General features: G+C 72.6%; 24 protein-coding genes. 15 read left to right on the top strand and 9 right to left on the bottom strand.

Annotated features, from left to right (window positions below; translation table 11 throughout):
• Position 1: 1 nt before the first annotated feature.
• Positions 2-1,504: a cryptochrome/photolyase family protein gene (locus tag ABT070_RS09560; protein ID WP_351757065.1), complete on the bottom strand. Its 1,503-nt coding sequence runs from the start codon at positions 1,502-1,504 to the stop codon at positions 2-4.
• Between the two features lie 296 nt (positions 1,505-1,800).
• Positions 1,801-2,262, bottom strand: a complete 462-nt coding sequence (locus ABT070_RS09555; RefSeq protein WP_351757063.1) for a hypothetical protein — start codon at positions 2,260-2,262, stop codon at positions 1,801-1,803.
• A 333-nt stretch (positions 2,263-2,595) separates the two neighbouring features.
• Here ABT070_RS09555 and ABT070_RS09550 point away from each other — a divergent pair, with 333 nt between their 5' ends.
• The 3 genes from ABT070_RS09550 (at position 2,596) to ABT070_RS09540 (ending at position 5,584) form a co-directional block, all read left to right on the top strand.
• The gene (locus tag ABT070_RS09550; RefSeq protein WP_351757060.1) at positions 2,596-4,515 is read left to right on the top strand and encodes an ABC transporter ATP-binding protein; all 1,920 of its coding nucleotides are present in this window, start codon (positions 2,596-2,598) and stop codon (positions 4,513-4,515) included.
• A gap of 263 nt (positions 4,516-4,778) precedes the next feature.
• A complete protein-coding gene (panD, locus tag ABT070_RS09545; protein WP_020127501.1) occupies positions 4,779-5,198 on the top strand; it encodes an aspartate 1-decarboxylase in 420 nt (139 codons plus the stop codon).
• Between the two features lie 38 nt (positions 5,199-5,236).
• Complete coding sequence (locus ABT070_RS09540; protein WP_351757058.1) at positions 5,237-5,584, top strand: GNAT family N-acetyltransferase; 348 nt, start codon at positions 5,237-5,239, stop codon at positions 5,582-5,584.
• Positions 5,585-6,058: 474 nt separating this feature from the next.
• On the opposite strand, the gene gnd is transcribed toward ABT070_RS09540, so the two are convergent.
• On the bottom strand, positions 6,059-7,498 hold the full coding sequence (gene gnd / locus ABT070_RS09535) for an NADP-dependent phosphogluconate dehydrogenase (RefSeq protein ID WP_351757056.1): 1,440 nt from the start codon (positions 7,496-7,498) through the stop codon (positions 6,059-6,061).
• A 198-nt stretch (positions 7,499-7,696) separates the two neighbouring features.
• Between gnd and ABT070_RS09530 the strand changes: the two genes are divergently transcribed.
• Positions 7,697-8,941, top strand: a complete 1,245-nt coding sequence (locus ABT070_RS09530) for a transglycosylase family protein (protein WP_351757054.1) — start codon at positions 7,697-7,699, stop codon at positions 8,939-8,941.
• On the opposite strand, the gene ABT070_RS09525 is transcribed toward ABT070_RS09530, so the two are convergent.
• Positions 8,931-10,175 (bottom strand): DMT family transporter, encoded by a 1,245-nt coding sequence (locus ABT070_RS09525; RefSeq protein ID WP_351757051.1) that lies wholly within the window; start codon positions 10,173-10,175, stop codon positions 8,931-8,933. The two genes, ABT070_RS09530 and ABT070_RS09525, sit on opposite strands and share 11 nt — an antisense overlap.
• Before the next feature lie 227 nt (positions 10,176-10,402).
• Between ABT070_RS09525 and ABT070_RS09520 the strand changes: the two genes are divergently transcribed.
• From ABT070_RS09520 to ABT070_RS09500, 5 genes are all read left to right on the top strand, one after another.
• The gene (locus ABT070_RS09520) at positions 10,403-11,179 is read left to right on the top strand and encodes a (2Fe-2S)-binding protein (protein ID WP_351757048.1); all 777 of its coding nucleotides are present in this window, start codon (positions 10,403-10,405) and stop codon (positions 11,177-11,179) included.
• Positions 11,180-11,217: 38 nt separating this feature from the next.
• Positions 11,218-12,369 (top strand): glycogen synthase, encoded by a 1,152-nt coding sequence (glgA, locus tag ABT070_RS09515; RefSeq protein ID WP_351757045.1) that lies wholly within the window; start codon positions 11,218-11,220, stop codon positions 12,367-12,369.
• A 51-nt stretch (positions 12,370-12,420) separates the two neighbouring features.
• Positions 12,421-13,641 (top strand): glucose-1-phosphate adenylyltransferase, encoded by a 1,221-nt coding sequence (gene glgC / locus ABT070_RS09510; RefSeq protein WP_351757042.1) that lies wholly within the window; start codon positions 12,421-12,423, stop codon positions 13,639-13,641.
• A gap of 104 nt (positions 13,642-13,745) precedes the next feature.
• Entirely contained in the window at positions 13,746-15,104 is a 1,359-nt protein-coding gene (locus tag ABT070_RS09505; protein WP_351757039.1) for a wax ester/triacylglycerol synthase family O-acyltransferase, read from the top strand.
• 103 nt (positions 15,105-15,207) lie between these two features.
• Positions 15,208-16,716 carry an SDR family NAD(P)-dependent oxidoreductase gene (locus tag ABT070_RS09500; RefSeq protein ID WP_351757036.1) on the top strand — a complete coding sequence of 503 codons (1,509 nt, stop codon included), beginning with the start codon at positions 15,208-15,210 and terminating at the stop codon, positions 16,714-16,716.
• Here ABT070_RS09500 and ABT070_RS09495 read toward each other — a convergent pair.
• On the bottom strand, positions 16,695-17,513 hold the full coding sequence (locus ABT070_RS09495; RefSeq protein ID WP_351757034.1) for an SDR family oxidoreductase: 819 nt from the start codon (positions 17,511-17,513) through the stop codon (positions 16,695-16,697). The genes ABT070_RS09500 and ABT070_RS09495 overlap by 22 nt on opposite strands.
• 25 nt (positions 17,514-17,538) lie before the next feature.
• Entirely contained in the window at positions 17,539-17,988 is a 450-nt protein-coding gene (locus ABT070_RS09490; RefSeq protein WP_351757031.1) for a hypothetical protein, read from the bottom strand.
• Positions 17,989-18,472: 484 nt separating this feature from the next.
• On the opposite strand from ABT070_RS09490, the gene ABT070_RS09485 reads away from it, so the two are divergent.
• The gene (locus ABT070_RS09485; RefSeq protein WP_020127513.1) at positions 18,473-18,646 is read left to right on the top strand and encodes a hypothetical protein; all 174 of its coding nucleotides are present in this window, start codon (positions 18,473-18,475) and stop codon (positions 18,644-18,646) included.
• Between the two features lie 64 nt (positions 18,647-18,710).
• Here the strand turns inward: ABT070_RS09485 and ABT070_RS09480 are convergent, their stop codons facing one another.
• Both ABT070_RS09480 and ABT070_RS09475 read right to left on the bottom strand, forming a co-directional pair.
• Complete coding sequence (locus ABT070_RS09480) at positions 18,711-20,054, bottom strand: amidase (RefSeq protein ID WP_351757027.1); 1,344 nt, start codon at positions 20,052-20,054, stop codon at positions 18,711-18,713.
• Between the two features lie 90 nt (positions 20,055-20,144).
• Positions 20,145-20,861: a FadR/GntR family transcriptional regulator gene (locus ABT070_RS09475; RefSeq protein WP_351757025.1), complete on the bottom strand. Its 717-nt coding sequence runs from the start codon at positions 20,859-20,861 to the stop codon at positions 20,145-20,147.
• Positions 20,862-21,045: 184 nt separating this feature from the next.
• Here ABT070_RS09475 and ABT070_RS09470 point away from each other — a divergent pair, with 184 nt between their 5' ends.
• From ABT070_RS09470 to ABT070_RS09455, 4 genes are read left to right on the top strand one after another with little or no spacing between them, the layout of a single operon-like run.
• A complete protein-coding gene (locus tag ABT070_RS09470) occupies positions 21,046-21,801 on the top strand; it encodes an SDR family NAD(P)-dependent oxidoreductase (RefSeq protein ID WP_351757022.1) in 756 nt (251 codons plus the stop codon).
• The gene (locus ABT070_RS09465; RefSeq protein ID WP_351757020.1) at positions 21,798-22,766 is read left to right on the top strand and encodes an aldo/keto reductase; all 969 of its coding nucleotides are present in this window, start codon (positions 21,798-21,800) and stop codon (positions 22,764-22,766) included. The genes ABT070_RS09470 and ABT070_RS09465 overlap by 4 nt, the downstream gene beginning before the upstream one ends.
• On the top strand, positions 22,763-23,077 hold the full coding sequence (locus ABT070_RS09460; protein WP_351757018.1) for an L-rhamnose mutarotase: 315 nt from the start codon (positions 22,763-22,765) through the stop codon (positions 23,075-23,077). Before ABT070_RS09465 ends, ABT070_RS09460 begins: the two co-directional genes overlap by 4 nt.
• Positions 23,074-23,898 (top strand): amidohydrolase family protein, encoded by an 825-nt coding sequence (locus ABT070_RS09455; RefSeq protein ID WP_351757016.1) that lies wholly within the window; start codon positions 23,074-23,076, stop codon positions 23,896-23,898. The genes ABT070_RS09460 and ABT070_RS09455 overlap by 4 nt, the downstream gene beginning before the upstream one ends.
• Here ABT070_RS09455 and ABT070_RS09450 read toward each other — a convergent pair.
• Positions 23,886-25,307 (bottom strand): lipase maturation factor family protein, encoded by a 1,422-nt coding sequence (locus ABT070_RS09450; protein WP_351757014.1) that lies wholly within the window; start codon positions 25,305-25,307, stop codon positions 23,886-23,888. The two genes, ABT070_RS09455 and ABT070_RS09450, sit on opposite strands and share 13 nt — an antisense overlap.
• Before the next feature lie 141 nt (positions 25,308-25,448).
• Between ABT070_RS09450 and ABT070_RS09445 the strand changes: the two genes are divergently transcribed.
• Positions 25,449-25,937 (top strand): hypothetical protein, encoded by a 489-nt coding sequence (locus ABT070_RS09445; RefSeq protein ID WP_351757011.1) that lies wholly within the window; start codon positions 25,449-25,451, stop codon positions 25,935-25,937.
• The last annotated feature ends 34 nt before the right edge of the window (positions 25,938-25,971 follow it).

The raw sequence follows: 25,971 nt of genomic DNA, 5'->3' as shown, positions 1-25,971 counted from the left end.
GTCAGGGCGGCCCGTCCCCGCGCAGCCGTTCCTGTTCCAGCAGCTCGTCGAGGTCGGTCAGACGGTCGAGCCCCCGTACGGCCTGAGACATGCGCGGGTTGCGCTCTAGCCGGGAGCGGTGGCGATGCAGGAACGCCCAGTATCCGGCGGTGTACGGGCAGGCGTCCTCGCCCGCCCGCACCGTCGGGCGGTACGCGCAGGGACCGCAGAAGTCACTCATCCGGTGCACGTACGCGCCGCCCGAGGTGTACGGCTTGGTCGTCATCCGCCCGCCGTCGGCGTACTGGGACATGCCGACGACGTTCGGCAGCATCACCCAGTCGTAGCCGTCGACGAAGCAGCGGTGGAACCAGTCGGTCACCGCCGCCGGATCCCATCCCCGCTGGAGCGCATGGCTGCCCAGCAGCATCAGCCGCGGGATGTGGTGGGTCCAGCCGCTGTCCCGTACCTGAGCCAGGACGGTGGACAGACAGCGCGCGGTGACCGCCTCCGCGTCCAGCTCCAAGAACCAGCCCGGCAGCGGGGCGTGGTGGCGCAGGGTGTTGCTGCGCCGGTAGTCCTCGCCGAAGTACCAGTACAGCTGCCATACGTACTCGCGCCAGCCCGCGATCTGGCGCACGAATCCCTCGACGCTGTTGATCGGCGCGTCACCGCGGCGCCAGGCCGCCTCGGCGAGGCCGACGCACTCCTGCGGATCCAGCAGCCCCAGGTTGAGCGACGAGGACAGCAGACTGTGGCTGAGCACGGGATCGGCGGCCAGCATGGCGTCCTCGTGCGGGCCGAACCCGGCGAGCCGGTGCTCGACGAAGCGCCGCAGGGCGTTGCGGGCCTCCCGGCGGGACGCGGGGAAGAGCCGCGGGCCGTCCCGCCCGACGAACGACACCTCTCCCGAGCGTTCCCAGCGGTCCAGGTCGTGGCGCACCTCGTCGTCGATGCCGTTCTCGCGCGGACGGTACGGCTCCGGGGCGTCGAGCGTACGGGCGCCGGTGGGCGCGGGCTCACGGTTGTCGTGGTCGTGGTTCCAGCGGCCGCCCGCCGGCTCCTCACCGTCCATCAGCAGGTCGTGGCCTCGGCGCACCCACCGGTAGAAGTCCTCCTGGCGCAGCCGCTCGCCCCCGTGACCGTCGGCCCACGCCCGGAAGTCCTCCTGCGGGACGAGGAATCCCCGGGCGGGCAGGACGCGCACACCGTCCAGCGCGCGGACGAGCCCGAGAGCGGCGCGCGAGGTGGGGTGGTGCACCGTCACCGCGCTGTCGCCGACCGCCTCACGCAGTCCCTCGCGGTAGGTGTCCGCCTTGACGTAGCGCACCCGGTCCCCGAGTTCCGCGGCCCGGTGGCGCATCGCGCAGAGCAGGAGATGGGCCTTGGCGCGGTGGAAGCGGCGCCGCCGCAGGACCGACCGCGCCTCGATCATCACGACGGGCGAGTCGCGTTCCGGTCCGTCCTCACCGGGCGTGAGGAAGTGAGGCCCGAGCTGGTCGCCGAAGAGCCAGTGGGCGGTCATACGCGCGCGTTCATGGAGTGCTCCGGTGAGGTGCGGTGCCGTGCGATGCGGTGCGATGCCTTGCGGTGCCGTTAGGTGCCGTGCGGTGCTGGGAGGTGCGAGGAGGTGCGTACTGGAGGTTTCACCGCTGACGGCGACGGTGGATGCACGGCGAACGGGTGAACCGGGGCGCACGCCGGCGCAGCGAAGCACCTCCGGTGTGCGCCGGGGACCTGTCACGGCCCCGGCGCACACCGGAGGTGCGCTGGATCGCCGGCCACCGGCCTCTTGGTGGAGGAGGCGCGATGCCCGTCCGGTCAGCAGTGTGTGATGAGCGACTTGGACGCGGCGCTGTTGTCCACGTACGGCGCGTAGGTCCACCCGGTCACGGTCAGCTCGAGTCCGTTGAAGCGGCTGTAGCGCTCGTAGAGGGTGAGGTACCAACGGTTTCCTCCGCCGAGGTCCTCGCCGGTGCTCCAGCAGGTGGCGAGAAGCTTGTCCCCGGACCAGAGATCCGGGATCCCGACCTCACCGGAGGCGAGGCTGCGGCCGTTGAAGACGGCCGCCCCGACCTCCACCGTGAGCAGCGCGGACCCGGCCACGGACGCGGACCCGGCCACGGACGCGGACCCGGCCACGGACGCGGACTCGGACGTGGCCGCGATCGTGGATCCGGCCGTGGTCGCGGCCGCGGAGGTGGTCGCCAGGATCATCCCCCCGGCACTCAGCGCCGCGACCACCGCCGCCATCGCGCCCCGGCGCCGTAACTTGCCTCTCATACCTCTCATACCTCTCATACCTCTCATACCTCTCATACCTGTGCCTCCTGATCGATGCCGACTGTGCACTGCTCCGCCAGAGAGTGCGGGGCGCAGGTGCGGCACGGCATGAGTGACCGCTACTCAACCGCCCCGCTCTCGCCGGGGATCGGCCGGAGGGCGGGAGCAGGGTCCCGCCCGGCGTCCGGCGTCCCGGCGGCGGCTCAGTACCGGGAACGTCCGCTGCGTCCGCCGAATGCCACTGTGTCCGGTTCTCGCCGGTCCGCGGTAAATGCCTGGACCTGAGACGTCCCGTGACGGGAGACTTCCGACTTCCGAACCTCCGGGAGTGTGATGGGGACTACAGACACGCGAGGTCCGACGCCGGGCCGCAGCGCGGTCGTTCTGGCACTGCGCCGCTACGGCCGAGAACTGACGCGACTACGACGGCTGGCCCTGCCCGCGCTGCTGCTGCCGGCCGTGGGCAACATCGGCACCCGCTACGTGGCCCCCCTGCTGATCGCCAAACTGGCGGGTCAGGCCGCCGACGACGACGGCCTCACCCTCACCTCGGCGCTGCCGTACGTGCTGGGCTTCGGCGTGACGCTGCTGCTCGCCGAGGCCGTGTGGCGGGTCGGGCAGCACTACCTGAACCGGGTGGACGCCCTCGGCATGGAACACCTGTACGTGAGCGGCATGGACGAACTCCTCGCGCAGGACGCGGCGTTCTTCCACGACAACTTCGCCGGCTCCCTGACCAAACGGGTGCTGAGCTTCGGCAAGCGCTTCGAGGACTTCGTCGACACGGTGACGTACCGGATCGTGGGCAGTCTCGTCCCGCTGGTCTTCGGTGCCGTGGTGCTGTGGAGCTACGAACCGATGCTCGTCGTCGGCCTGCTGGTGATGATCGCGCTGACCGTGGTGGCCGCGACACCGCTGATCCGTCGCCGGCAGCGGCTCGTCAACGACCGTGAGGCGGCGATCGCCCGCGTCTCCGGCCACGTCGCCGACAGCCTCATGAACATGGAGACGATCCGGGCGTTCGCGGCCGAGCGGCGGGAGGCCGACGAACACCGCAGCCGCGTCGCGGACTCCCGGCGTCTGACGCTGAGGTCGTGGGACTACGGCAATCTGCGCGTCGACACCCTGATCGCCCCCATGTCCGTGCTGACCAACGTGCTGGGCCTGACGGTCGCCATCGCGTTCGGCGGCCCGGGCCAGGGAGTGGAGGAGGTCGTCGTCGCCTTCACCTACTACTCCAACGCCACCCAGATCATGTTCGAGTTCAACCAGATCTACCGGCGTCTGGAAAGCTCGATGACCGAGGCCGCGCAGTTCACGGAGCTGCTGCTGGATCCGCCCACCGTGCTCGACCCGACGGAACCCGAACAGCTCGCACCGAAGGACACCGGCATCCGCTTCGAGGCGGTGACCTTCGCCCATGCCGGTGCGAAACCGATCTTCCGGGGACTCGGCCTGGACGTCCCCGCAGGCGCGCGGATCGGTCTGGTCGGCAGGTCCGGCGGCGGCAAGACCACGCTCACCCGGCTCCTGCTGCGGATGTCGGACATCGACGACGGACGCATCCTGATCGGTGGGCAGGACATCAGCCGGCTGTGCCAGACCGACCTGCGCTCACTGATCGCCTACGTCCCGCAGGAACCCGCCATGTTCCACCGCAGCCTGCGGGACAACATCGCCTTCGCCCGGCCCGGCGCCACCGACGACGAGATCCACGCGGCTGCCGCGGCCGCGCACGTCACGGAGTTCGCCCACCAACTCCCCGACGGCTTCGCCACCCTGGTGGGGGAGCGGGGAGTCAAGCTCTCGGGCGGCCAGCGCCAGCGCGTCGCCCTCGCCCGGGCCATCCTGAGGGACGCCCCGGTCCTGCTGCTCGACGAGGCGACCAGCGCGCTGGACTCGGAGAGCGAGCTCCTCGTCCAGGACGCCCTGTGGCGGCTGATGGACGGACGCACGGCCCTCGTGGTCGCTCACCGTCTCAGCACCGTCGCCGGCATGGACCGCCTCGTCGTCCTCGACCACGGAAGCGTCGTCGAGCAGGGCACCCACGAGGAGCTGCTCGCCGCGCACGGCGCCTACGCCAAGCTGTGGCAGCACCAGTCGGGCGGCTTCCTCGGCGAGAGCACCGACCCGGCCCTCGGACACCCGGCCCCGGGAGCCGGCCACGCCGGGCCGCCCGAACCGGCCGACCCGGCGCCGGACGACGACCACAGAACGCCGTCGCCCGCTCGGACGAGCACCGCGTCCACGTGACCGAGTCGGTTCCCGGACATCCGCGCTCGGCGGGCGGCGTCACGCCGCCCGCCGAACGGAGCGACGAACGGAGCTGCGGCGGACGCGCCCCCCCTGCGGCCGCGCATCGACCGGGTCGTTCGTCAAGAAGATCGGCAACGGTTCGGTGTGAGTCCTGGAACACCTGACGACAGCTGACCGCACATGCGAATCGTTGTAATCTCCGCAGGACGCCCTTGACCTGCAATGAGCGGGCAGGGAGCAGACGACTCGGGAGTGTCTCCATGCTGCGCACCATGTTCAAGTCCAAGATCCACCGTGCCACCGTCACCCAGGCCGACCTGCACTACGTGGGATCGGTGACCATCGACGCCGACCTGCTGGACGCTGCCGATCTGCTGCCGGGGGAGCTGGTCCACATCGTCGACATCACCAACGGGGCGCGGCTCGAGACGTATGTCATCGAGGGCGAGCGCGGCTCGGGTGTCGTCGGCATCAACGGGGCCGCCGCCCACCTCGTGCACCCCGGGGATCTGGTGATCATCATCAGTTACGCTCAGGTGACCGACGCCGAGGCGCGGGCCCTGGAGCCGCGGGTCGTGCACGTGGACCGTGACAACCGGATCGTGGCCCTCGGAGCGGACCCCTCGGAGCCGGTACCGGGCTCCGACCAGGAGCGCAGTCCGCAGGCGGTGTCGGTCTGACCGCAGCAGCCATCGCACGCATCGCACCGGGAGTGCCCATGAGCGACATCGAGATCCGCGACGACCGGGCGGCGGGCCGCCTCGAAGCCCTCGGCGACGGCGGTGAAGTCGTGGGTCGCATCGAGTACTTCGTCCTGGAGTCGCCCGCGCCGGCCCTGGTGCCGGTGCACACCGTCGTCGAGCCGGCCCACGAGGGCAAGGGCATCGCCGGGTCGCTGGCGCGGGAGCTGTACGCCGCCTCCGAGCGTGAGGGCATCCCGGTGGCGCCGCTCTGCCCGTACGTCGTGAAGTGGGCCGAGCGGCACCCCGAGGAGGCTCCGGCGGCCGACCCCGAGCTGCTGCGCGCCGCCAAGGACTGGCTGCGCGCGCATCCCGGCCGTTTCTGACCGGCGCGCCGGCGGCACCGTACGAGGTGCCGGCCGGTCGCGCCCACCCGGGTGAGTGGCCGGGGCCGCCCCGGGTACGCGGGGGAGGAGTCCAGAGCCACGCCTCACATCCGGCCGGAGGACACCATGACGAACCCGTACGCCGACCCCGTCCACCCGGACCCCGTGCAGCCCGATCCCGCCCGGCCCGGTCCGCCGCCGGGGCCGGACCCGGGCCCTCCGGAGCCGTTCCCGAGCCCGGTGCCCGCTCCCGAGCCGCCGCCGGGACCGGACCCGACTCCGCCGCCGCGGCCCGGCCCGCCTCCGGATCCCTTCCCGTCCCCGTCACCGGTCCCGCCGGGCCCGGAACCGGTCCCCAGCCCGGAACCGGGCCCACCCCTCACCTGACCGCACAGCGGGACGACAGGACGGCAGGAGCGCAGGACGCGGTGGGCGGCGGGGGACCGCCGCCCACCGTCATGCTCTCGAGGAGGACTACGCCTCCGTCTCCGACCGGTCGCCGCCCCACAGGGTGTGGAACGCGCCTTCGCGGTCCACCCGCCGGTAGGTGTGCGCCCCGAAGAAGTCCCGCTGTCCCTGGGTGAGCGCCGCAGGCAGCCGCTCCGCACGCAAGGCGTCGTAGTAGGCGAGCGCCGCCGCGAACCCGGGCGTCGGCACGCCCTGGAGCGTCGCGGACACCAGCACCTCGCGCCACGGGTCCTGCGCCGCCGCGATCTCCGAGGCGAAGGTCTCGTCGGAGAGCAGGCTCGGCAGGTCGGCCCGGTTGTCGTACGCGGCGCGGATCCGGTCGAGGAAGGCCGCGCGGATGATGCAGCCTCCGCGCCAGATCGAGGAGACGGCGCCGAGATCGATGTCCCAGCCGTACTCCTCGCTGCCCGCCGCGATCTCGTGGAAGCCCTGCGTGTACGACACGATCTTCGAGGCGTACAGCGCCTGCTCCACCCGGTCGGCGAAGGCCTGCGCCTCCGCCTTGCCCAGCGCGGCCGCCTTCGGTCCCGCCAGGCCGCGCGAGGCCTCGCGCAGCTCCGCGTGCCCCGACAGCGACCGCGCGAAGACGGCCTCCGCGATGCCCGACACCGGAACGCCCAGGTCGAGGGCGATCTGGACCGTCCAGCGGCCGGTGCCCTTCTGTTCCGCCTGGTCGACCACCACGTCCACGAAGGGCCGGCCGGTCGCCGCGTCCACGTGGGACAGCACCTCGGCGGTGATCTCGATCAGGTAGGAGTCGAGGCGGCCGGTGTTCCAGGTGCGGAAGATGTCCGCGATCTGCGCGGGCTCGTACCCGGCGACATCGCGCAGCAACTGGTAGGCCTCGCCGATCAGTTGCATGTCGGCGTACTCGATGCCGTTGTGGACCATCTTCACGAAGTGGCCGGCGCCGTCGGGGCCGATGTGCGTGACGCAGGGCGCCCCGTCCGCCGCCTTCGCCGAGATCTTCTCCAGCATCGGGCCCAGCGACTCGTAGGACTCGGGTGAGCCGCCCGGCATGATGCTCGGGCCGTGCAGCGCGCCCTCCTCGCCACCGGAGATGCCCGTGCCGACGAAGTGGATGTCCTGCTCGCGCAGTTCGCGTTCGCGGCGGCGGGTGTCGGCGAAGTGCGCGTTGCCGCCGTCGATGATCATGTCGCCCGGTTCGAGCAGCGGGGCGAACTCCCGGATCACGGCGTCGGTCGGCTCGCCGGCCTTCACCATGATCACCAGGCGGCGGGGCCGCTCCAGTGCCGCCACGAACTCCTTGGCGGTCTCGGCGGCGACGAACTCGCCCTCGTGGCCGAACTCCTCGACCAGGGCGTGCGTCCGGGCCGCCGTGCGGTTGTGCAGTGCGACCGTGTAGCCGTTGCGTGCGAAGTTGCGGGCGAGATTGCGGCCCATGACCGCGAGTCCCGTGACGCCGATCTGAGCTGAAGTGCTCATACGGTTGGCTCCTCCAGGGGTGTGCCCGTGCATTCGGTCAGTGTCGTCCTGTGACCATCTTGACGGGTTCCGCGGCCGGATTCCCGCCCGGGGCGTCCGATGTCGGCCCGCGCGTCGGAGCGGCCGGTTGTCGCCTTGTCATGGCCTGTTCGCCGCCCTTATTTTTGCCCCTCCTGACGCATGTCGAGGGGGATCTCCATGGCCGTACGCGGCCGGCACCGCCGGTATCAGCCGAACAGGATCAACCGGGCCTCACTCACCGTCACGGCGGGTGGTGCCGGTATGGCACTGCCGCTGATCGGCACCGGCGCAGCTCAAGCGGCCGACGTGGACACCTGGAACAAGGTTGCCGCGTGCGAGTCGACCAACGACTGGAACATCAACACCGGCAACGGTTACTACGGCGGACTCCAGTTCACCCAGTCCACCTGGGAGGCGTACGGCGGTACGCGGTACGCGCCCCGTGCGGATCTGGCCACCAAGGACCAGCAGATCGCCGTGGCCGAGAAGGTGCTGGACGGACAGGGGCCGGGCGCCTGGCCCGTCTGTTCGGTGCGGGCCGGACTGAGCCGGGGCGGCGACGCCCCCGACATCCACCCGAGCGGCACCTCGACGAAGTCCGCGGAGCCGTCCGGCAAGCGGGCGACGCCGTCCGGGTCGTCCGCCAAGTCGTCCACGTCGTCGAAGACGTCCCTGGACGACGTACGGCCCCAGAGCACACCGCAGTCCCGCGCGGGCACCGCCGAGATGTACACCGTGGTCCGCGGCGACACCCTCTCCGGCATCGCGGACACCGAGGAGGTCAAGGGCGGCTGGCGGGGGCTCTACGCCGCCAACCGGACGACCGTCGGCGGCGACCCCGACCTGATCATCCCGGGCCAGCGGCTCAGCCTGGACGGCCGGGCGGGCGCCGCGGTCAAGGCCCCGAGCAGCACCGGGTCCGGCACGAAGAAGCCGAAGACCTCCTCGGGCGCCAAGGAGAGCAAGCCGGCCAAGAGCACCAGGACCAAGGACACCGACGGCAAGGCGACGACCGGCCATTCCCTCGTGTCACCCGTCAGCGCCTCCACCGGGACGCCGTACCACGCGACGGGTTCGTCCTGGTCGAAGGGCTACCACACCGGCGTCGACTTCCCCGTCCCCACCGGCACGTCCGTCAAGGCGGTCACGTCGGGCGAGGTGGTGAGCGCGGGCTGGGCCGGTTCCTTCGGCTACCAGGTGATCATCCGGCACGCCGACGGACGCTACTCGCAGTACGCCCACCTGTCGGCGATCTCCGTACGGGACGGGCAGTCGGTGAGCGGCGGGCAGCGCATCGGCCGGTCCGGCTCCACCGGCAACAGCACGGGCCCGCATCTGCACTTCGAGGTGCGGACCGGGCCCGGTTTCGGGACGGACGTCGACCCGGTGTCGTATCTCCGGGCCGGCGGCGTCAAGATTTGACTCGCTCCCGATGCCGGTCCACGACCGGCATCGGGACGTACAGACCTCCGTACAGCGGGGTGTAGAACGACGGAGGCACGTCCCCGCCCGGCGGGTCCTCCTCGTAGCGGTCCTCGCCGTCGACGACCGTGGTCGGTGACAGGACGATCCGTTCCTCCGGCACCTGTGCGGACCGCGGCTCCGCCGGCGCCGCACCGGCGAGCCTCAGGTTCTCCCGTGCCGCTTCCGCCGGCCGCACGTCCCGCGGCAGCGGCGCGCCCGGCTGCTCGGGGAACCGCAGCCCGCCCGTCGCGCTCGCGGTCTCCTCGGCCACCGGGGCCGGGGCGATGGCCCGGTCCTTCGCCGTACCGGTGTCCGCCGGTGTCCGCGAGGCCGGGACGGCGGCCGCCGCCGTCTCCGGCCGGGCGCCCTGGAGGCGCTCCGTCGTGAGCAGGATGAGTCCGCCCGCCGCCACCACACCGCAGCCCAGGGCGAGCACGGTGCCCGTGGTGCCGTAGCGGAAGGTCTCGCCGAACATCGTGATGCCGACAGCGGCCGCCACCACCGGGTTGACCACCGTCAGCGTGGCCAGCGGGGCCTCGAGGCCCGCGCCCCGGTAGGAGGCCTGCGACAGCAGCATGCCGGCCGTGGCCAGCACGCCGATCACGGCCAGGGACGGCACGTCGGCCGTCGAGACGCCGCCGGTCCAGTCGACCGCGACGGTCTTGGTGAACACCGACGACATGCCGAACGCTATGCCCGACGCCGTCGCCAGCAGCATGCTGCGGACCGCCGGGTGCCGGTGGGCGGCCCGGCCGGCCACCATCAGGGCCACGACCGCGCCCGCGGTGACCACGGCCACGCTGACCCGCTGCGGGGTGCTCAGCGACTGCGCGTCGGAAGCCCCCACCAGGGACAGCAGACCGGCGAGACCGACCGTCGCCATGATCGCGCCCCGCCAGGCCGTCGCCCCGGCCCTGCGGCCGACGAACAGCGCGGCCATGGGCAGAGCGAACACGATGGTCAGCGCGCCGAGCGGCTGAACCAGACTGAGGGGACCGTAGGCGAGCGCCACCACGTGCAGAAGTCCGCCGAGACCGTTCAGCGCCACCGCGGCCCACCAGCCCGGACGGCGCAGCGGGGCGTACTCCTTGACGGGCGAGGACAGCGCGACCTGCTCCTGCACGATCGCCCCGGCCGCGTACGCGACAGCGGAGACGAGCGACAGGACCACGGACAACGCGAGGGCGCTCATGAGCTGCTCCTCTGCGTGAGGCGGGGGCGCGGGGCCCGGCGCGGCGAACGGTCGGCTCTCATAACCAACACGATGCCTTGTCGATCTGTTCCCGTCGTCGTACCTAAGCACGCAATAAGTCCTACTACCGATGGAGTACTGGGAGCCCGCTGTCCTCCCTCAGGCGGGTGACGGACCAGGGATCCCCCTGAGCGCGACCCCTACCCTCCTTGGTACTACTGCACTTCGTGGACCTCGACCCCGATCTCGCCGCGCTCGGCCCGCTCGGCCCGTTCTTCGCCCTGCGCACCTCACCGGGCGGCCCGGGAGAGCCGGCCGCGGCGCTGCCGACCCTCGCCCGGGCCTATACGGCGAAGGCCTGCCAGGAGGCCCCCGGGAGCGCGGGACCGGACGTCCACGGGGATCCGCTGGCCCTCCGGGTCCGCAAGGTGACCCGGGCCCTGCACGCCCCCGAGGACCGGATCGGGGCCTCGGTGGCGCAGCAGGGCCTCGCGGCCCGGCTCTGGTCGGTGGCCCTGGGCTGCGCCGTCCTGTACGGGAGCGTCCCCGACCTCGCGCCGGGGCTGCTGCGCTGGGACCCGGACGCGACCGCCCCGGACGACCTGTGGCTGACCGAGGTGCGGGCCCTGCCCGGGGACGCGGCGACCGTGGCCGCGACGATCCTCGACGGCCACCTCGAACCCCTCTCCGCCGCGCTGCGCGCCCGCCACCGGGTCGCGCCGGGCCTGCTGCGGGGCAACTCCGGATCGGCGCTGGCCGGAGCCGCCCGCCGGCTGGACCTGTGGGCCCGCGCGCAGGGCCGCCCCGACCTCGCCGCACGCGCGCGTGCCCTGACCGCCGAACTGTTCACCCACCCCCTCCTCGCGGACACCGGGACACCGCCCGGCGCCGCCTTCCGCCGCCGCAGCTGCTGTCTGTACTACCGGGTGCCCGGCGGGGGCGTCTGCGGCGACTGTTGCTTCACACGACCCCCGCGCTCTTCCCCACGCGCCCCGTCTGGGTGACCATGAAGGGAGCCGGTCGCTGAGAGTGGGGGTTCCGGGTGCGAGTGGGACTGCTGACCCGGGAGTATCCCCCGGACGTGTACGGCGGTGCGGGCGTCCATGTCGAGTTCCTCGCCCGTGAGTTGCGGCGGCTCGTCGACCTGGACGTGCACTGCTGGGGCGAGGGCCGCACCGAGGGGGTCCAGCGGCATCGCCCCTGGTCCGCGCTGGACGGCGCCAATGACGCGCTGCGCACCTTCTCCGTGGACCTCGCCATGGCGGCCGCCCTCGAAGGCCGCGAGCTCGTCCACTCCCACACCTGGTACGCCAACCTCGCCGGCCACCTCGCCAAGGAGCTGTACGGCGTTCCGCACGTGGTGACCGCGCACTCGCTGGAGCCGCTGCGGCCTTGGAAGGCCGAGCAACTCGGCGGCGGCTACGCCCTGTCGAGCTGGGCCGAGCGGACGGCGGTGGAGGCCGCCGACGCGGTGATCGCCGTCTCCACCGCGATGCGCGAGGACATCCTCGCCTGCTACCCGACACTGGCACCGGACCGGGTCCACGTCGTCCACAACGGCATCGACACCGACCTCTACCGTCCCGATCACGGCACCGACGCCCTGACCCGGATCGGCCTGGACCCGGACCGCCCGTTCGTGCTGTTCGTCGGCCGCATCACCCGGCAGAAGGGCGTGCCCCATCTGCTGCGCGCCGTACGGGACATCGACCCGGCGGCGCAGGTCGTGCTGTGCGCGGGGGCGCCCGACACCCCAGAGATCGACCAGGAGTTCCGCGACCTCTTCGCCGAGCTGAGCCGGGCCCGGGACGGCGTGCACTGGATCCCGAAGATGCTGCCGCGCCCCGAGGTGATCCAACTCCTCACGCACGCGGCCGTGTTCGTCTGCCCCTCGGTGTACGAGCCGCTGGGCATCGTCAATCTGGAAGCGATGGCCTGCGGCACTCCCGTCGTGGCCTCCCGGGTCGGCGGGATCCCGGAGGTCGTCGAGGACGGGGTGACCGGGACGCTCGTGGACGTGGACGAGGACTTCGAGGCGGGCCTCGCGCGGGCGCTGGACGCCGTTCTCGGCGACCCGGCCGCCGGGCGCCGGACGGGCGAGGCCGGACGGGCGCGCGCGGTGGGGGAGTTCGGCTGGGACGCGGTGGCCCGGCGGACGGTCCGGTTGTACGAGGAGATCGTCAAACAGGCTTAGTTCCCCCGGCCGGGGGCAACCATGGTGTCAACCAGGGTGAGGGGAGCGGCCATGCGTCGTGGTGGGCCTTCGGTGCTCGGAATCGTGCTGGCGGGCGGTGAGGGCAAACGCCTGATGCCGCTGACGGCCGACCGCGCCAAACCAGCGGTCACGTTCGGCGGCACGTACCGGCTCGTCGACTTCGTGCTGTCCAATCTCGTCAACGCCGACATCCTGCGCATCTGTGTGCTGACGCAGTACAAGTCGCACTCCCTGGACCGGCACATCACCACCACCTGGCGGATGTCGAGCCTGCTCGGCAACTACATCACGCCGGTCCCGGCCCAGCAGCGGCTCGGCCCGCGCTGGTACCTCGGCAGCGCCGACGCCATCCTCCAGTCGCTGAACCTCATCTACGACGAACGGCCCGAGTACGTGGCCGTGTTCGGCGCCGACCACGTCTACCGCATGGATCCGCGCCAGATGCTCACCCAGCACATCGACAGCGGCGCGGGCGTGACCGTGGCCGGGATCCGTGTCCCGCGCGTCGAGTCCTCCTCCTTCGGGGTGATCACCCCGGGCTCGGACGGGCTGACGGTCGAGCGCTTCCTGGAGAAGCCGGCCGACCCGCCCGGGCTCGCCGACGACCCGGAGTGCGTGTTCGCGTCGATGGGCAACTACATCTTCACCACCAAGGCGCTGATAGAGGCGCTCCAGCGGGACGCCGAGGACGAGAGCTCCGTCCACGACATGGGCGGCTCGATCCTGCCCCAGCTCACCCAGCGCGGCGAGGCCCAGCTGTACGACTTCCACGACAACCACGTGCCCGGCGAGACCACCCGGGACCAGGGCTACTGGCGGGACGTCGGCACGCTCGACGCGTACTACGACGCCCATATGGACCTGATCGCCGAGCGCCCCGCCTTCAACCTGTACAACCGCAGCTGGCCCGTCTACACCCACTCGGGCCAGCTGTCCCCGGCGCGTTTCAACGCGGGCGGCATCGCCAGCGAGTCGATCATCAGTTCGGGGTGCCTGATCCGCGGTCAGGTCACCCGCTCGGTGCTGTCGCCGGGTGTGGTGGTCGACCCGGGAGCTGTCGTGCAGGGCTCGATCCTGCACGACAACGTGCACATCGGACGGGGTGCGGTCGTGCGCGGGGCGGTCCTCGACAAGAACGTGGAGGTCCCCCCGGGTGCGACCATCGGCGTGAACCCGGAGCGGGACGCGGAGCTGTACACGGTGTCGAAGGGCGGCGTGATAGCCCTGGGAAAGGGCCAGCAGGTGCCCTGAACTTAATGCGCTGTTAACTGTGTGTAGCTTGATCGTACTTGACCGTAATCGCCCGGGCGCGCTTGACTGATGGCCTCCACTCTTAGCCGACGCGAGGCAAGCCCTTGACTGCTGATGATCTGCTGGCCCCCCTCGACCTGGCGTTCTGGAACCTCGAGTCGGCCGAGCACCCCATGCACCTGGGAGCGCTCGGCGTCTTCACGGCGCAGTCGCCCACCGCGGGCGCCCACGCCGCCGACCTGCTCGCGGCCCGCGCCGCCGCCGTCCCCGGTCTGCGCATGCGGATCCGGGACATGTGGCGGCCGTTCGACCGCTCGGAACCGTTCGACCTGCGCCGGTCGCTCGCCTTCGGCGGAGCGACCCGGGAGGCGGACCCCGACTTCGACCCCCTGCACCACGTCACGCTGCACGCGCCCGCGGCCGACTTCCAGACCGAGGCCGGGCGGCTCATGGAACGCCCTCTGGAGCGCGGCCGCCCGCCCTGGGAGGCCCACGTCCTGCCCGCCGAGGACGGCGACCGCTTCGCCGTGCTCTTCAAGTTCCACCACGCCCTCGCCGACGGCCTGCGCGCCCTGGCCCTGGCCGCGGCCGTCCTCGACCCGATGGATCTGCCCGCGCCCCGCCCCCGTCCCGCCGAACCGGCCCGCGGACGTCTGGCCGACGTGCGCAGACTGCCCGACATCCTGCGCGGAGCCGTCTCCGACGTGGGCCGCGCCCTCGACATCGGCGCCTCCGTCGCCGTGCACACCCTGGGCATGCGCCCCACCCCCGCCCTCACCGCCGCGCCCACCGGCACCCGCCGCACCGCGGGCGTCGTCATCGAGCTCGACGACGTGCACCGGATCCGCAAGGTCGCCGGCGGCACCGTCAACGACGTGCTGATCGCGGTCGTCGCCGGGGCCCTGCGCCGCTGGCTCGACGAACGCGGCGACGGCAGCGAGGGCGTCGTGCCGCGCGCGCTCATTCCCGTCTCCAAGCGCCGCCCGCGCACCGCCCATCCGCAGGGCAACCGGCTCTCCGGGTACCTGATGAGGCTTCCCGTCGACGACCCGGACCCGCTGCGCCGCCTCGACACGGTCCGCGCCGCCATGGACCGCAACAAGGACGCGGGGCCCGGCCGCGGCGCCGGCGCCGTCGCCCTGCTCGCCGACCACGTCCCGGCCCTCGGCCACCGCCTCGGCGGCCCGCTGGTCGGCCAGGCCGCCCGGCTCTGGTTCGACATCCTCGTCACCAGCGTGCCCCTGCCCAGCCTCGGTCTGAAGCTCGGCGGGAACCCGGTGACCGAGGTCTTCCCGTACGCCCCGCTCGCCCGCGGCCAGGCCCTGGCGGTCGCCGTCTCCACCTATCGCGGCCGGATCCACTACGGGCTCGTCGCCGACGCCGAGGCGGTCCCCGACCTCGACCGGTTCGCCCGCGCCCTGACCGCCGAGGTGGAGACGCTCATCACGGCCTGCGGCTCTTGACGGGAACGGGTTTGGAGGAGAGGCCCGGCGCTCCGTAAAATTCGTCCTTCGAGGGCGGACTCGGTCGGAGCGCCGCACGGGTGATCAGGGAAGCGGCAGCGCGATGACGGTGACAGAGGACGGCTCGACGGCGGTCACGGAGGAGGTCGTGGACGAGGTCGTGTACGGGCCCGGCATCGATCCGGAGCGGCTCGCCGTCTGCCTCGCCGTGCTGGACGAGCTCGACAGGCTGGACGTCGACCATCCCGACGCGATCGCCGTGCGCCGGGCCACCGCGGGCGTCTACCGCACCGTGAAGCAGCGCCGCCGCCAGGACCGCCGGGCCGCCAAGACCGCCCACGACAAGGCGGTCACCGAGGCCACCGCGACCGGCTCCGCCCAGCGCATCGACGACGAGACCGAGGGCATCCTGCCGTCCTCGGTCACCGAGGAGGGCAGGATCGCCGGGATACTCCAGCGCCCGCGCTCCTGCTACACCTGCAAGACCCGGTACGTCGAGGTCGACTACTTCTACCACCAGCTCTGCCCGGACTGCGCCGACCAGAACCGCACCCGCCGCGACGCCCGTGCCGACCTCGGCGGCAAGCGCGCGCTGCTCACCGGCGGCCGCGCCAAGATCGGCATGTACATCGCGCTGCGGCTGCTGCGGGACGGCGCCCACACCACGATCACGACGCGTTTCCCCAAGGACGCCATCCGCCGCTTCAAGGCCATGGACGACTCGGGCGACTGGATGCACCGCCTGGAGGTCGTCGGCATCGACCTGCGCGACCCGGCGCAGGTCGTGGCGCTCGCCGACCGGGTGGCCGAGGCGGGCCCGCTCGACATCCTCGTCAACAACGCGACGCAGACGGTGCGCCGGCTGCCCTCCGCCTACGCCGCCCTGGTGGGCGGCGAGAGCGCCCCGCTGCCCGCCGGCGAGCTGCCCGCCCACCACGTCATCGGCGCCTTCAACTCGGGCGCGGTCGACGGTCTCGCCCCGCTGCCGCTCGGCACCGGCGGCCCGGACGCGCAGAAGGTCGCCGACCTCGCCCTGGTCGCGGGCAACGCCAGCATCGCCCGGCACCTCGACGGCACCGCCATCGACGCGGGCGGCCTGGTCCCGGACGTCGTCGACACCAACACCTGGGTGCAGACCATCGAGCAGATCTCCCCGGTGGAGCTCCTCGAGACCCAGCTGTGCAACTACACGGCGCCGTTCATCCTGATCAGCAAGCTCCGCCCGGCCATGGCCGACGCCGCCGGGAAGGCGGCCAGCGGGCGCGCGTACATCGTCAACGTCTCGGCGATGGAGGGCGTCTTCGGCCGTGGCTACAAGGGCGCCGGGCACCCGAACACCAACGCCGCCAAGGCCGCGATGAACATGGTGACGCGGACCAGCGGCCAGGAGATGTTCCAGACCGACGGCATCCTCATGACCTCGGTCGACACCGGCTGGATCACCGACGAGCGTCCGCACTACGACAAGCTGCGCCTGGCCGAGGAGGGCTTCCACGCCCCGCTCGACCTGGTCGACGGCGCGGCCCGTGTCTACGACCCGATCGTGCGCGGCGAGCACGGCGAGGACCTGTACGGGGTGTTCCTGAAGGACTACGCGCCGGGCAAGTGGTGACGGTCCGGGGTACGGGTCGCGCGTGACCGGTCGTCCCCCGGGGACGCCGTACGCGCGGCCCGTACCCTCGTGCCGCCGTCCACCACCAGGTCCGCGCCGGTGACCCAGTCGGCCTCGTCCGACGCCAGCCACAGCACCGCCCTCGCCACGTCCGACGGCTCGCCGATCCTGCCGAGCGGCAGACCCGGCGCGATCTCCGCCTCCCCCGGCTCCCACACGAACCGGGCCATCTCGGTCCGTACCAGGCCGGGGGAGACGGAGTTCACCCGCACCCCCGGACCCAGTTCGCCCGCGAGCTGCCCGGTGAGGTGGAGGAGGGCCGCCTTGCTGGTGCCGTAGGCGCCGACGCCGGGGCCGACGTGTCCCGCGCCCTCCGTGCAGATGTTGACGACCACACCGCCGTGCTCGCGCATCCAGCCCCGCCACGCGCACTGCACCAGCCGCAGCGGCGCCTCGACGTTCACGGTGAACGCCTCCCGCCAGGCGCCGGGATCGGCGTCCATGAGGGGCCCGTAGGGCTGGTTGGTCGCCGCGTTGTTGACCAGCACGTCCAGCCGGCCGAACGCGTCCAGGCACAGCCGGGTCAGCTTCCGCGCATGTCCGGGGTCCCCGATGTCTCCGGCCAGTCCGACGCCGTCCAGCTCCCGGGCCGTGCGGCGGACCCGGTCCGGATCCCGCGCGCTGACGCACACCCGCGCCCCGGCGTCGGCGAGCGCCCGGGCCACCGCCCAGCCGATCCCGCGTGTGGCCCCCGTGACGACGGCGGCCCTGCCTTGCAACCCGTACGACGACGTCATCGGCGTACCGTCTCATGACGGTCCGTCAGTCGACAGCCCCGAGACGCGAGTTCCGTGCCGCCACGAGTTCCAGCACCGTGCGCCAGTCCTCCAGCACGCCCGCGTCGAACCCGGCCGCCCGGCCGTCCTCGTCGGCCTGGCGCAGGCTGAGCAGATCGTCGTCGGCGGTGGGCCCGTGCCAGGGGTGCAGCCGGACGAGGCGGGAGACGCGGGTGCCGAGCAGGGGGCGTACGGCGGCGGCGGCCCGTTCCGGCCGGCCGGTGGCGTCGGCGGGGCACAGCAGGTGGCCGACGGGGTGGACGAGCCCGGTGAGCTGGAGCTCCTTGTCGGCGGGGCGGCCGCGGCGCAGCAGTGCCGCCGTCCGGAGCGCGTGATCGTGCAGGTCGACGCCGGGCACACCGCGGGCCGGGGTGTCCCGCACGCCCCGGCAGGCGTACAGCAGGTCCATCAGCTCCTCGACGCTGCGCAGCTCCATGCGTCAGTCCTTCCGCGAGACCGCCGTTGCCGGACGCCAGCAGACCATGGCCTGCTTGCGACCGGACGAACGGCGCTTGAACTGCGCGGCGGACTCATGGGCGAATGTGCGGCCTCTCTGGGCCGCCACGCCCAGCAATATCCCCCGGATGGGTGAACCTAGAAGGTGCATCAGGGTGGAAAAGGGTTCAATTCACCTGCGATGACATACGGGTGACTTGCCATGGTTACCCCAAATTTTCAGCCCTATCGAGCGGCCACCCGCTCATTTGGTTAATGTGTAGCGGACGGACAGCAGTACGGAGTGCCACCCACACCCACGGTCCGTCATGGGACAGGCCGCTTCACAACGGCTCGCCCTCCAAGAAGTTGCCGGCGCCACCGCGTCCTCGACCGACTTGAGCCAGGCCCGAGGGAGCGTCAGGCGCCGGACCGCAGACTGGCCGGCACGCCCCGAGGGTGACCCGACACATAAGGAGTGCGCGGTGACACCGGAGAAGACGAATCGCGAGCAACGCCCCAAGGAACGCCCGGAGCGGGCCGGCCGCCGGCCCGGCGAGATCGGCAGCCTCGACGTGTGGGCCCGCTCCGCCCCCATCCGCCTGGCGGGCTACGAGGAGGACCTCGCCGAGCCCCACATCCTGCCCAGCGTGGACTGAACCGCTCGCGGTCGCCCGGTTCGGGTGTGCGCCAGGCACGCCCGAACCGGGCCCGCTGCTCCGCTCAGTCGAGCGGAGCCGTCCGTCGCCACGGACGCAGACTCTCCAACTGCTCGGCCAGTCGCAGCAGTTCGCCCTCGCGGCCCGGCAGTCCCACCAGCTGCACCGCGGTGGGAGCACCGGACGGCAGGGTGCCGAAGGGGACCGCCATGGCGGGCCAGCCGGTCAGGTTCCACGGCGGTGTCAGCGGCGAGTAGTTCGTGTTCACCAGGACGTTGCGCAGCCAGCCCCGCTCGTGCCACGGCGCCGACCTCGGCGACCGTCGTGCCAGCGCCGGGGTGAGCAGCACGTCGTACTCCGCGAAGAACGGCTCCAGACGTCGGCGCAGCGCGTCCCGTGCCGAGCCGCCGCGCACCCCGGACAGGAAGCGCCGGCCGACGGCCGCGTGCACCCGGGTGCGCCGGGTCAGCAGCCGGGGGTCGAGGCTCGCGGCGTCCACGGCCGTGCCCGCCGTCCAGTGCGCCAGCGAGGTGACGCCCAGCGACAGCGGATACGGCGGCTCGGCCCGTTCCACCTGGTGTCCCGCCCGGACCAGCACCCCGGCCGCGTCCCGCGCGGCGCCCGTGTACGGCTTGCTCACCGTGACCCCGGCCAGGGGGCTGCGCACGGAGACGGCGATCTTCAGCCCGCCGGGCTCGCCGGCCGGCGCGATGTCCGTGTCCGCGAGGACCGACAGCATCAGCCGCGCGTCCTCGACCGTCGTCGCCAGCGGACCGTTCTCCGACATCCCGAACCAGTCGCCCTCGCCGATCCCGGCCGGCACCACCCCGTGGCCCGGCTTGATGGTCACCAGGCCGCAGTTGGCCGCCGGGATGCGCAGCGAGCCCATGCCGTCGTTGCCGAGGGCGATCGGCACCAGGCCCGCGGCGACCGCGGCCGCGCTGCCGCCCGACGAGCCGCCCGCCGTGCGGGAGGTGTCCCAGGGGTTGCGGGCGGTGCCGTGCACGCCCTCCGTGGTGCCGAAGACACACAGCTCGGGCACGTTGGTCAGGCCCACGACCACCGCGCCGGCCGCCCGCAGCCGGGCCACCGTGACATGGTCGGCGTCGGCCGGGGTGTCCGGTGTCGCGGCCGAGCCGACCCGGGTCGACTCGCCCCGCACACCTAGGTTGTCCTTGACGGCCACCGGCACCCCGGCCAGGGGCAGTCCGGTCAGGTCGCCCCGGGCGGCCAGCGCGTCGGCCTCGGCCAGGGCCGCCCGGGCCCGCACCGTGCGGAACGCTCCGATCCGGCCGTCCAGCAGCTCGATCCGCGCGAGGTGCTCGGCCACCACCTCACGGGGCGTGACCTCCTTCGCGCGTACGGCGGCGGCGATCTCGACCGCGGTCCGGCCGGCCCAGCTGGTCACAGGCAGCTCCCTCGGTGTGCGTGCACTACTGGCGAGTACGTGGGAGAACTCTGCCCCGCCGGAGGTCCCGCGTCGAGAGGCGGCCGGGGGTCAGGGCCCCACCTGCCCCCTGAGCCACTCCTCCACCTCGCCGACGTGGGCGGCCGCCGCCGCCCGGGCGGCCTCTGGATCGCGGGCGGCCAGCGCGCGGTGGATCGCGGCGTGTTCGCGACGGGTCCGGGCGAAGGCGCCCTCCTCCTGGTAGCCGCGCCAGACGCGGGCCCGGAAGGTGCGTGAGGAGAGGCCCTCCAGGATCGCCGCCATCGTCTCGTTGCCGGCGGCCGCCGCGATCACCCGGTGGAACTCCAGGTCGTGCGCGAGGATCTCCTCCGGATCGTCCGTCGCGTTCATCGCCGCCAGGTGACCCTCCACGACCGCCAGCTGCTCCGGGGTGATGCGGGCCGCGGCCAGTGCGGTGGCCGTCGACTCCAGGATCCGGCGTACCTGGAGCAGTTCGACCAGACGCGGGCCCCGCGACAGATCGGCCACCACCCCGAACGTCTCCAGCAGGTCCCCCGCCTTCAGCGCGGTGACGTAGATCCCGGAACCGTGCCGGGCCTCCAGCACCCCCAGCACGGTGAGCGCCCGGATCGCCTCGCGCATCGAGCTGCGGGAGATGCCCAGCTGGACCGCGAGATCGCGCTCGGTCGGCAGCCGCTGGCCGGGCTCCAGCGACCCGTCGGTGATCATCGCCTTGATCCGCTCGATGGCGCGCTGGGTCACCGTGCCCTTCGGGACGGCGGTCCCCCTGCGCGGGGTGTCTTCCACGTGGCCTCTCCTGTCGCCGGTGCGCCCCGATCCCCACCGATGTGGTCGGACCACTTGGACCCGGAACTCGTCAAAAAGCTACCCGGGGGGTGTTGTGGAGCGGAAGTGGTCTGATAAATATGCGGCAGGTATCCGCCGGCGACTTCCGGGCCGCCGACCTCGCGATCCGGAAGGAGAAGGCGGCGTGAGCGACTTCGAAGGGCTGACGGCCCTGGTGACGGGGGGCGGCTCCGGCATCGGACGGGCGACCGCGGAGCTTCTGGCCGAGCGCGGCGCCCGGGTCGCCGTCCTCGACCTGGATCCGTCCGGCGTGCACGAGCCCCTTCTCGGATATCCCGCCGACGTCACCGACGACGCCTCCGTGCGGGTGGCGGTCGCGGCCGCCGTCGCCGACCTCGGAGGACTGGACATCCTGGTCAACAACGCGGGTGTCGGCGCCCAGGGCACCGTCGAGGACAACGACGACGCCGAATGGCACCGCGTCCTCGACGTCAACGTCGTCGGCATGGTCCGCACGGCCCGTGCCGTCCTGCCCCACCTGAGGCGTTCCTCGCACGCGGCGATCGTCAACACGTGCTCCATCGCCGCCACCGCCGGCCTGCCGCAGCGCGCGCTCTACAGCGCGACCAAGGGCGCGGTGTACTCGCTGACCCTCGCCATGGCCGCCGACCACGTACGCGAGGGCATCCGCGTCAACTGCGTCAACCCCGGCACCGCGGACACCCCGTGGGTCGGCCGGCTGCTCGACGCGGCCGACGACCCGGCCGCCGAACGCGCCGCCCTGGAGGCCCGCCAGCCCACCGGCCGGCTGGTCGGCGCCGACGAGGTCGCGGGCGCCATCGCCTATCTGGCGAGCCCCCTGTCCGGCGCCACCACCGGCACCTCCCTCGCCGTCGACGGCGGGATGCAGGGCCTGCGGCTGCGGCCGGTGGGCCGGTGACCACGCTCGGGCGCAGCGGCGTCCCGGTCAGCCCGCTCGCCTTCGGCGCCGCCGTCATCGGCAACCTCTTCACCGAGGTCGGCGAGGAGCAGGCGTACGAGGCGGTGGCCACCGCCTGGCAGCAGGGCATCCGCTACTTCGACACGGCACCGCACTACGGCCTCGGCCTGTCCGAGCGCCGCCTCGGCGCGGCCCTGCGCGAGCACCCCCGCTCGCAGTACACGGTCTCGACCAAGGTGGGCCGCCGTCTGGAGGCCACGGACCGGGGCGGCGACGACCTGGCCGACGGCTTCGCCGTCCCCGCCACGCACCGCCGCGTCTGGGACTTCAGCGCCGACGGCGTACGACGCACCCTGGAGGCCAGCCTGGAACGGCTCGGCCTCGACCGGGTGGACGTCGTCTATCTCCACGACCCCGACGACCACGCCGAGGAGGCCTTCCGCGAGGGCTATCCGGCGCTGGAGAAGCTGCGTTCGGAGGGCGTCGTCGGGGCGATCGGCGCCGGTATGAACCAGGCGGAGATGCTCACCCGCTTCGTCCGTGACACGGACGTCGACGTGGTCCTGTGCGCGGGCCGGTACACGCTGCTCGATCAGCGGGCCCGGGCCGAGCTGCTGCCCGCCGCCGTCGAGCGGGGTGTGTCGGTGGTCGTCGGGGGCGCTTTCAACTCCGGTCTGCTGGCCGACCCCCGGCCCGGCGCGACGTTCGACTACGCGCGGGCGCCGGCCGAGCTGCTGGACCGGGCCCGGCGCATGAAGGAGACCGCGGACCGGCACGGCATCACCCTGCGCGCCGCCGCCCTGGCGTTCTGCGCCGCCCACCCGGCCGTGGCGAGCGTCCTGGTCGGCACCCGCTCGGCGGCCGAGGTGCGGGACTGCGCCGAACAGTTCGCCACCCCCGTCCCCGCCGCCTTCTGGCAGGAGCTGCGGGACACGGGGCTGCTGCCCTCGAAGGAGCCGTCATGAGGGTCGCCCTGCACACCAGGGTCCGCGCCGACCGCGTCGCCGCGTACGAGGCCGCGCACCGCGAGGTGCCCGAGGAGCTGACGGACGCCATCCGCGCCGCCGGCGCCGGCTCCTGGACGATCTGGCGCAGCGGCGCCGACCTGTTCCACGTCCTGGAGTGCGAGGACTACGCACGCCTTCTCGCCGAGCTGGAGCGGCTGCCGGTCAACGTGGTGTGGCAGGCGCGGATGGCCGAGCTGCTCGACGTGGTGCACGACTACTCCGACGGGGGCGCCGACGCCGGCCTGCCCGTCGTGTGGGAGCTGCCGTGACCGTCGACGCGCACCACCACGTCTGGGACCTGTCGGTACGGGACCAGGACTGGATCGCCGAAGGCAGCCCGCTCCGGCGGGACTTCACCGTCGACGACCTGACACCCGAGGCCCGGGCGGCCGGAGTCGACCGTACGGTCCTCGTCCAGACGGTCACCGTGGCCGAGGAGACCCCCGAGTTCCTCGCCCTCGCGGCGGCGAACGACCTGATCGCGGGTGTCGTCGGCTGGACCGACCTGACCCGCGCGGACATCGCCGACGAACTGGCCCGGCTGCGGGAGCTCCCCGGCGGCCGGTATCTCAAGGGCGTCCGCCACCAGGTCCAGGGTGAGCCGGACCCGCGGTGGCTGCTGCGGGCGGACGTCCACCGCGGGCTCGCCGCCCTCGCCGCAGCCGGCCTCGTCCACGACCTGGTGGTGCTGCCCCACCAGCTCCCGGCCTGTGTCGAGGCGGCCGCCTCCCTGCCCGGACTCACCTTCGTCCTCGACCACCTGGGCAAGCCGCCGATCGCCTCCGCCGCGCTGGAACCCTGGGCGTCCCACGTCCGCGCCCTCGCGGCGCTGCCCAACACGGTCTGCAAGCTCTCCGGCATGGTCACCGAGGCCGATCCCGGGTCCTGGAGCGCCGAGGACCTGCGCCCGTACGCGGACACCGTGCTGGAGGCCTTCGGCCCGGCCCGGCTGATGTTCGGCTCGGACTGGCCGGTGTGCACGCCCAGCGCGTCCTACGGTGAAGTCCTGGACATCGCACGGTGGTTGACCGACCCGGGCACGCACCGCGAGATCTTCGAGACCACCGCCGTCCGGGTCTACGGGCTCTGAGCCGACCCCGCCAGCCGCGTCGGCGGCAGATACTCCCGGACGTAACTCCGATGCCAGTACGCGCCCGTCTCCCGCAGCTCCCGCCAGGTGGTGCAGCGGTAACGGAAGAGGCGGGCGCGGATGTGGCGCGGGGGCTCGTCGGGCGGGAACGGGGATCGGCGCAGCAGCTTCAGCGTGTCGCGGTCGTTCTCCAGCAGCCGTTCCACCAGGGCGGCGAACCAGGTCCCGGCATAGGCGGGGGAGAGCGCCGCGAACCACATCATCCAGTCCAGGCGCAGATGGTACGGGGCGAACTGGCGCGGCCAGTGCCGGGGATCGCCCGGCTTGCCCTTGAACTCGTACTCCCGCCAGTCGGAGGTCTCGCGCGGCACGTCGTCGAGCGTGCCCTCGATCACCACCTCGTAGCGGATCCGGCTCACGCTGCCGAACGCGCCGTAGGTGTTGACCAGATGCAGCGGATCGAAGGAGCGGTTCATCACCTGGCGGCGGGAGAGCATGTTGACCACCGGGCGGTGACTGAGGAACAGCAGCAGCGCGGCCGCGGTGAGGACCACGATCTCGTACCAGAGCGGGGCGGCGGGGTCCGGCCGGTGGCCGGCGGGCAGGCGGAGCGCGGACACGGCCAGGACGACGGTGATCCAGTTCAGCCAGGCGAAGTTGCCCGACAGCACCAGCCACAGCTGGGTCAGGATCATCAGGCAGGCGGCCGCCGTCGCGATCGGCTGCGGGGCGAACAGCAGGAACGGCACGACGAGTTGGGTGAGGTGGTTGGCCGCCGCCTCCACACGGTGCAGCGGTTTCGGCAGTCGGTGGAAGAACCAGCTCAGCGGTCCGGGCATCGGCTGGGTCTCGTGGTGGTGGTAGAGGCACGTCAGCTTCCGCCAGCAGGCGTCGCCCCGCATCTTGATCAGCCCCGCGCCGAACTCGACCCGGAACAGGATCCAGCGCATCAGGAAGAGCACGAGGACCGGCGGGGCCACCTCGTCGTTGCCGAGGAAGACGGCCAGGAAGCCCGTCTCGAGGAGCAGGGACTCCCAGCCGAACCCGTACCAGGTCTGGCCCACGTTGACGATCGACAGATACAGCGCCCACGGCACCAGCCACAGCAGCATCGCCGCCCCCAGGGGGAGCAGGCCGTCCAGACCGGCGAGCAGCGCCGCCGACACCGCGCAGCCCGTCCAGGCGCAGCCCGCGAACAGGCGGTCGGAGTAGCGCAGCTGGAACAGGCTCGGCGCCCGCCGGAAGGGCACCCGCTCGACGAAGCGGGGCACCGGCAGCATCCCCCGTTCGCCGAGCAGCGCCCGGAACTGGAGCGCGGCCGTCAGGAACGCGACCAGGTAGACACCGGCCAGGGCCCGCTGGAAGACCAGACGGCTCAGCCAGTACTCGGGTGCGGTGAACCAGTCCACGGCCGTGCGCTCCTTCTCTCCGGTCGGAACCTGTCACTGTGTGTGGCCGTTCGCTCCGGTTGCGTGACCCTGGCGGGTGAAGCAGACAATAGTGGTCGAATCACCTTCAGGTGAGGGACCGAGACGATGCGGGAGAACGTGGTGCGACTACCCACTGCCACCCTCCTCACCGCCTGCGCGCTCTCGGCGGCGCTCCTCGTCGCCGGACGCGGCGGTGCGGGAGAGAGGATCACGATGCCGGGCGCGGAGGCGGTCGTCCCGGCGGCCGAGGGGCGCGTCGTCTCCGGCCAACCCTTCACCGGCCTCTCCGCCGATCCCGCTGCCGCCGACCAGGATTCCGGCTCCTCCTCCGGCGTCGCCGATCCCGGCGCGGCGTCCGGAGCCGGAGCGGGTTCCGGTTCCGGTGCCGAGGAAGGTCTCGGTCCGGGCGAGAACCCCGGCTCCGACGAGGGCGCCGGTTCCGGCCTCGACCGCGGCCTCGACCCCGGTGAGATCGGCCCCGAGACCGTGCCGGAGGTGCCCGATCCGCCCGACGGCGGCGGGCTGATCCCCGACGGGCCCGACGAGTCCGGCGCGCAGGACCCGTCCGGCAGCATCTTCGGCAGCCCGCTCGACGTCGTCATGGGCTGACCGTGGTCCCGGGCCCAGGGTCCCCGGTCGAAGA

It is taken from the genome of Streptomyces sp. NPDC002884, assembly GCF_040295245.1.
GTDB lineage: Bacteria > Actinomycetota > Actinomycetes > Streptomycetales > Streptomycetaceae > Streptomyces.
This window is presented reverse-complemented; position numbering and strand designations above follow the sequence as displayed.

Coding starts and splice junctions, on each gene's coding strand:
- ABT070_RS09560 (WP_351757065.1), bottom strand. CDS start 1,504: ATGACCGCCCACTGGCTCTTCGGCGACCAGCTCGGGCCTCACTTCCTC.
- ABT070_RS09555 (WP_351757063.1), bottom strand. CDS start 2,262: ATGAGAGGCAAGTTACGGCGCCGGGGCGCGATGGCGGCGGTGGTCGCG.
- ABT070_RS09550 (WP_351757060.1), top strand. CDS start 2,596: ATGGGGACTACAGACACGCGAGGTCCGACGCCGGGCCGCAGCGCGGTC.
- panD (WP_020127501.1), top strand. CDS start 4,779: ATGCTGCGCACCATGTTCAAGTCCAAGATCCACCGTGCCACCGTCACC.
- ABT070_RS09540 (WP_351757058.1), top strand. CDS start 5,237: ATGAGCGACATCGAGATCCGCGACGACCGGGCGGCGGGCCGCCTCGAA.
- gnd (WP_351757056.1), bottom strand. CDS start 7,498: ATGAGCACTTCAGCTCAGATCGGCGTCACGGGACTCGCGGTCATGGGC.
- ABT070_RS09530 (WP_351757054.1), top strand. CDS start 7,697: ATGGCCGTACGCGGCCGGCACCGCCGGTATCAGCCGAACAGGATCAAC.
- ABT070_RS09525 (WP_351757051.1), bottom strand. CDS start 10,175: ATGAGCGCCCTCGCGTTGTCCGTGGTCCTGTCGCTCGTCTCCGCTGTC.
- glgC (WP_351757042.1), top strand. CDS start 12,421: ATGCGTCGTGGTGGGCCTTCGGTGCTCGGAATCGTGCTGGCGGGCGGT.
- ABT070_RS09500 (WP_351757036.1), top strand. CDS start 15,208: ATGACGGTGACAGAGGACGGCTCGACGGCGGTCACGGAGGAGGTCGTG.
- ABT070_RS09495 (WP_351757034.1), bottom strand. CDS start 17,513: ATGACGTCGTCGTACGGGTTGCAAGGCAGGGCCGCCGTCGTCACGGGG.
- ABT070_RS09490 (WP_351757031.1), bottom strand. CDS start 17,988: ATGGAGCTGCGCAGCGTCGAGGAGCTGATGGACCTGCTGTACGCCTGC.
- ABT070_RS09460 (WP_351757018.1), top strand. CDS start 22,763: ATGAGGGTCGCCCTGCACACCAGGGTCCGCGCCGACCGCGTCGCCGCG.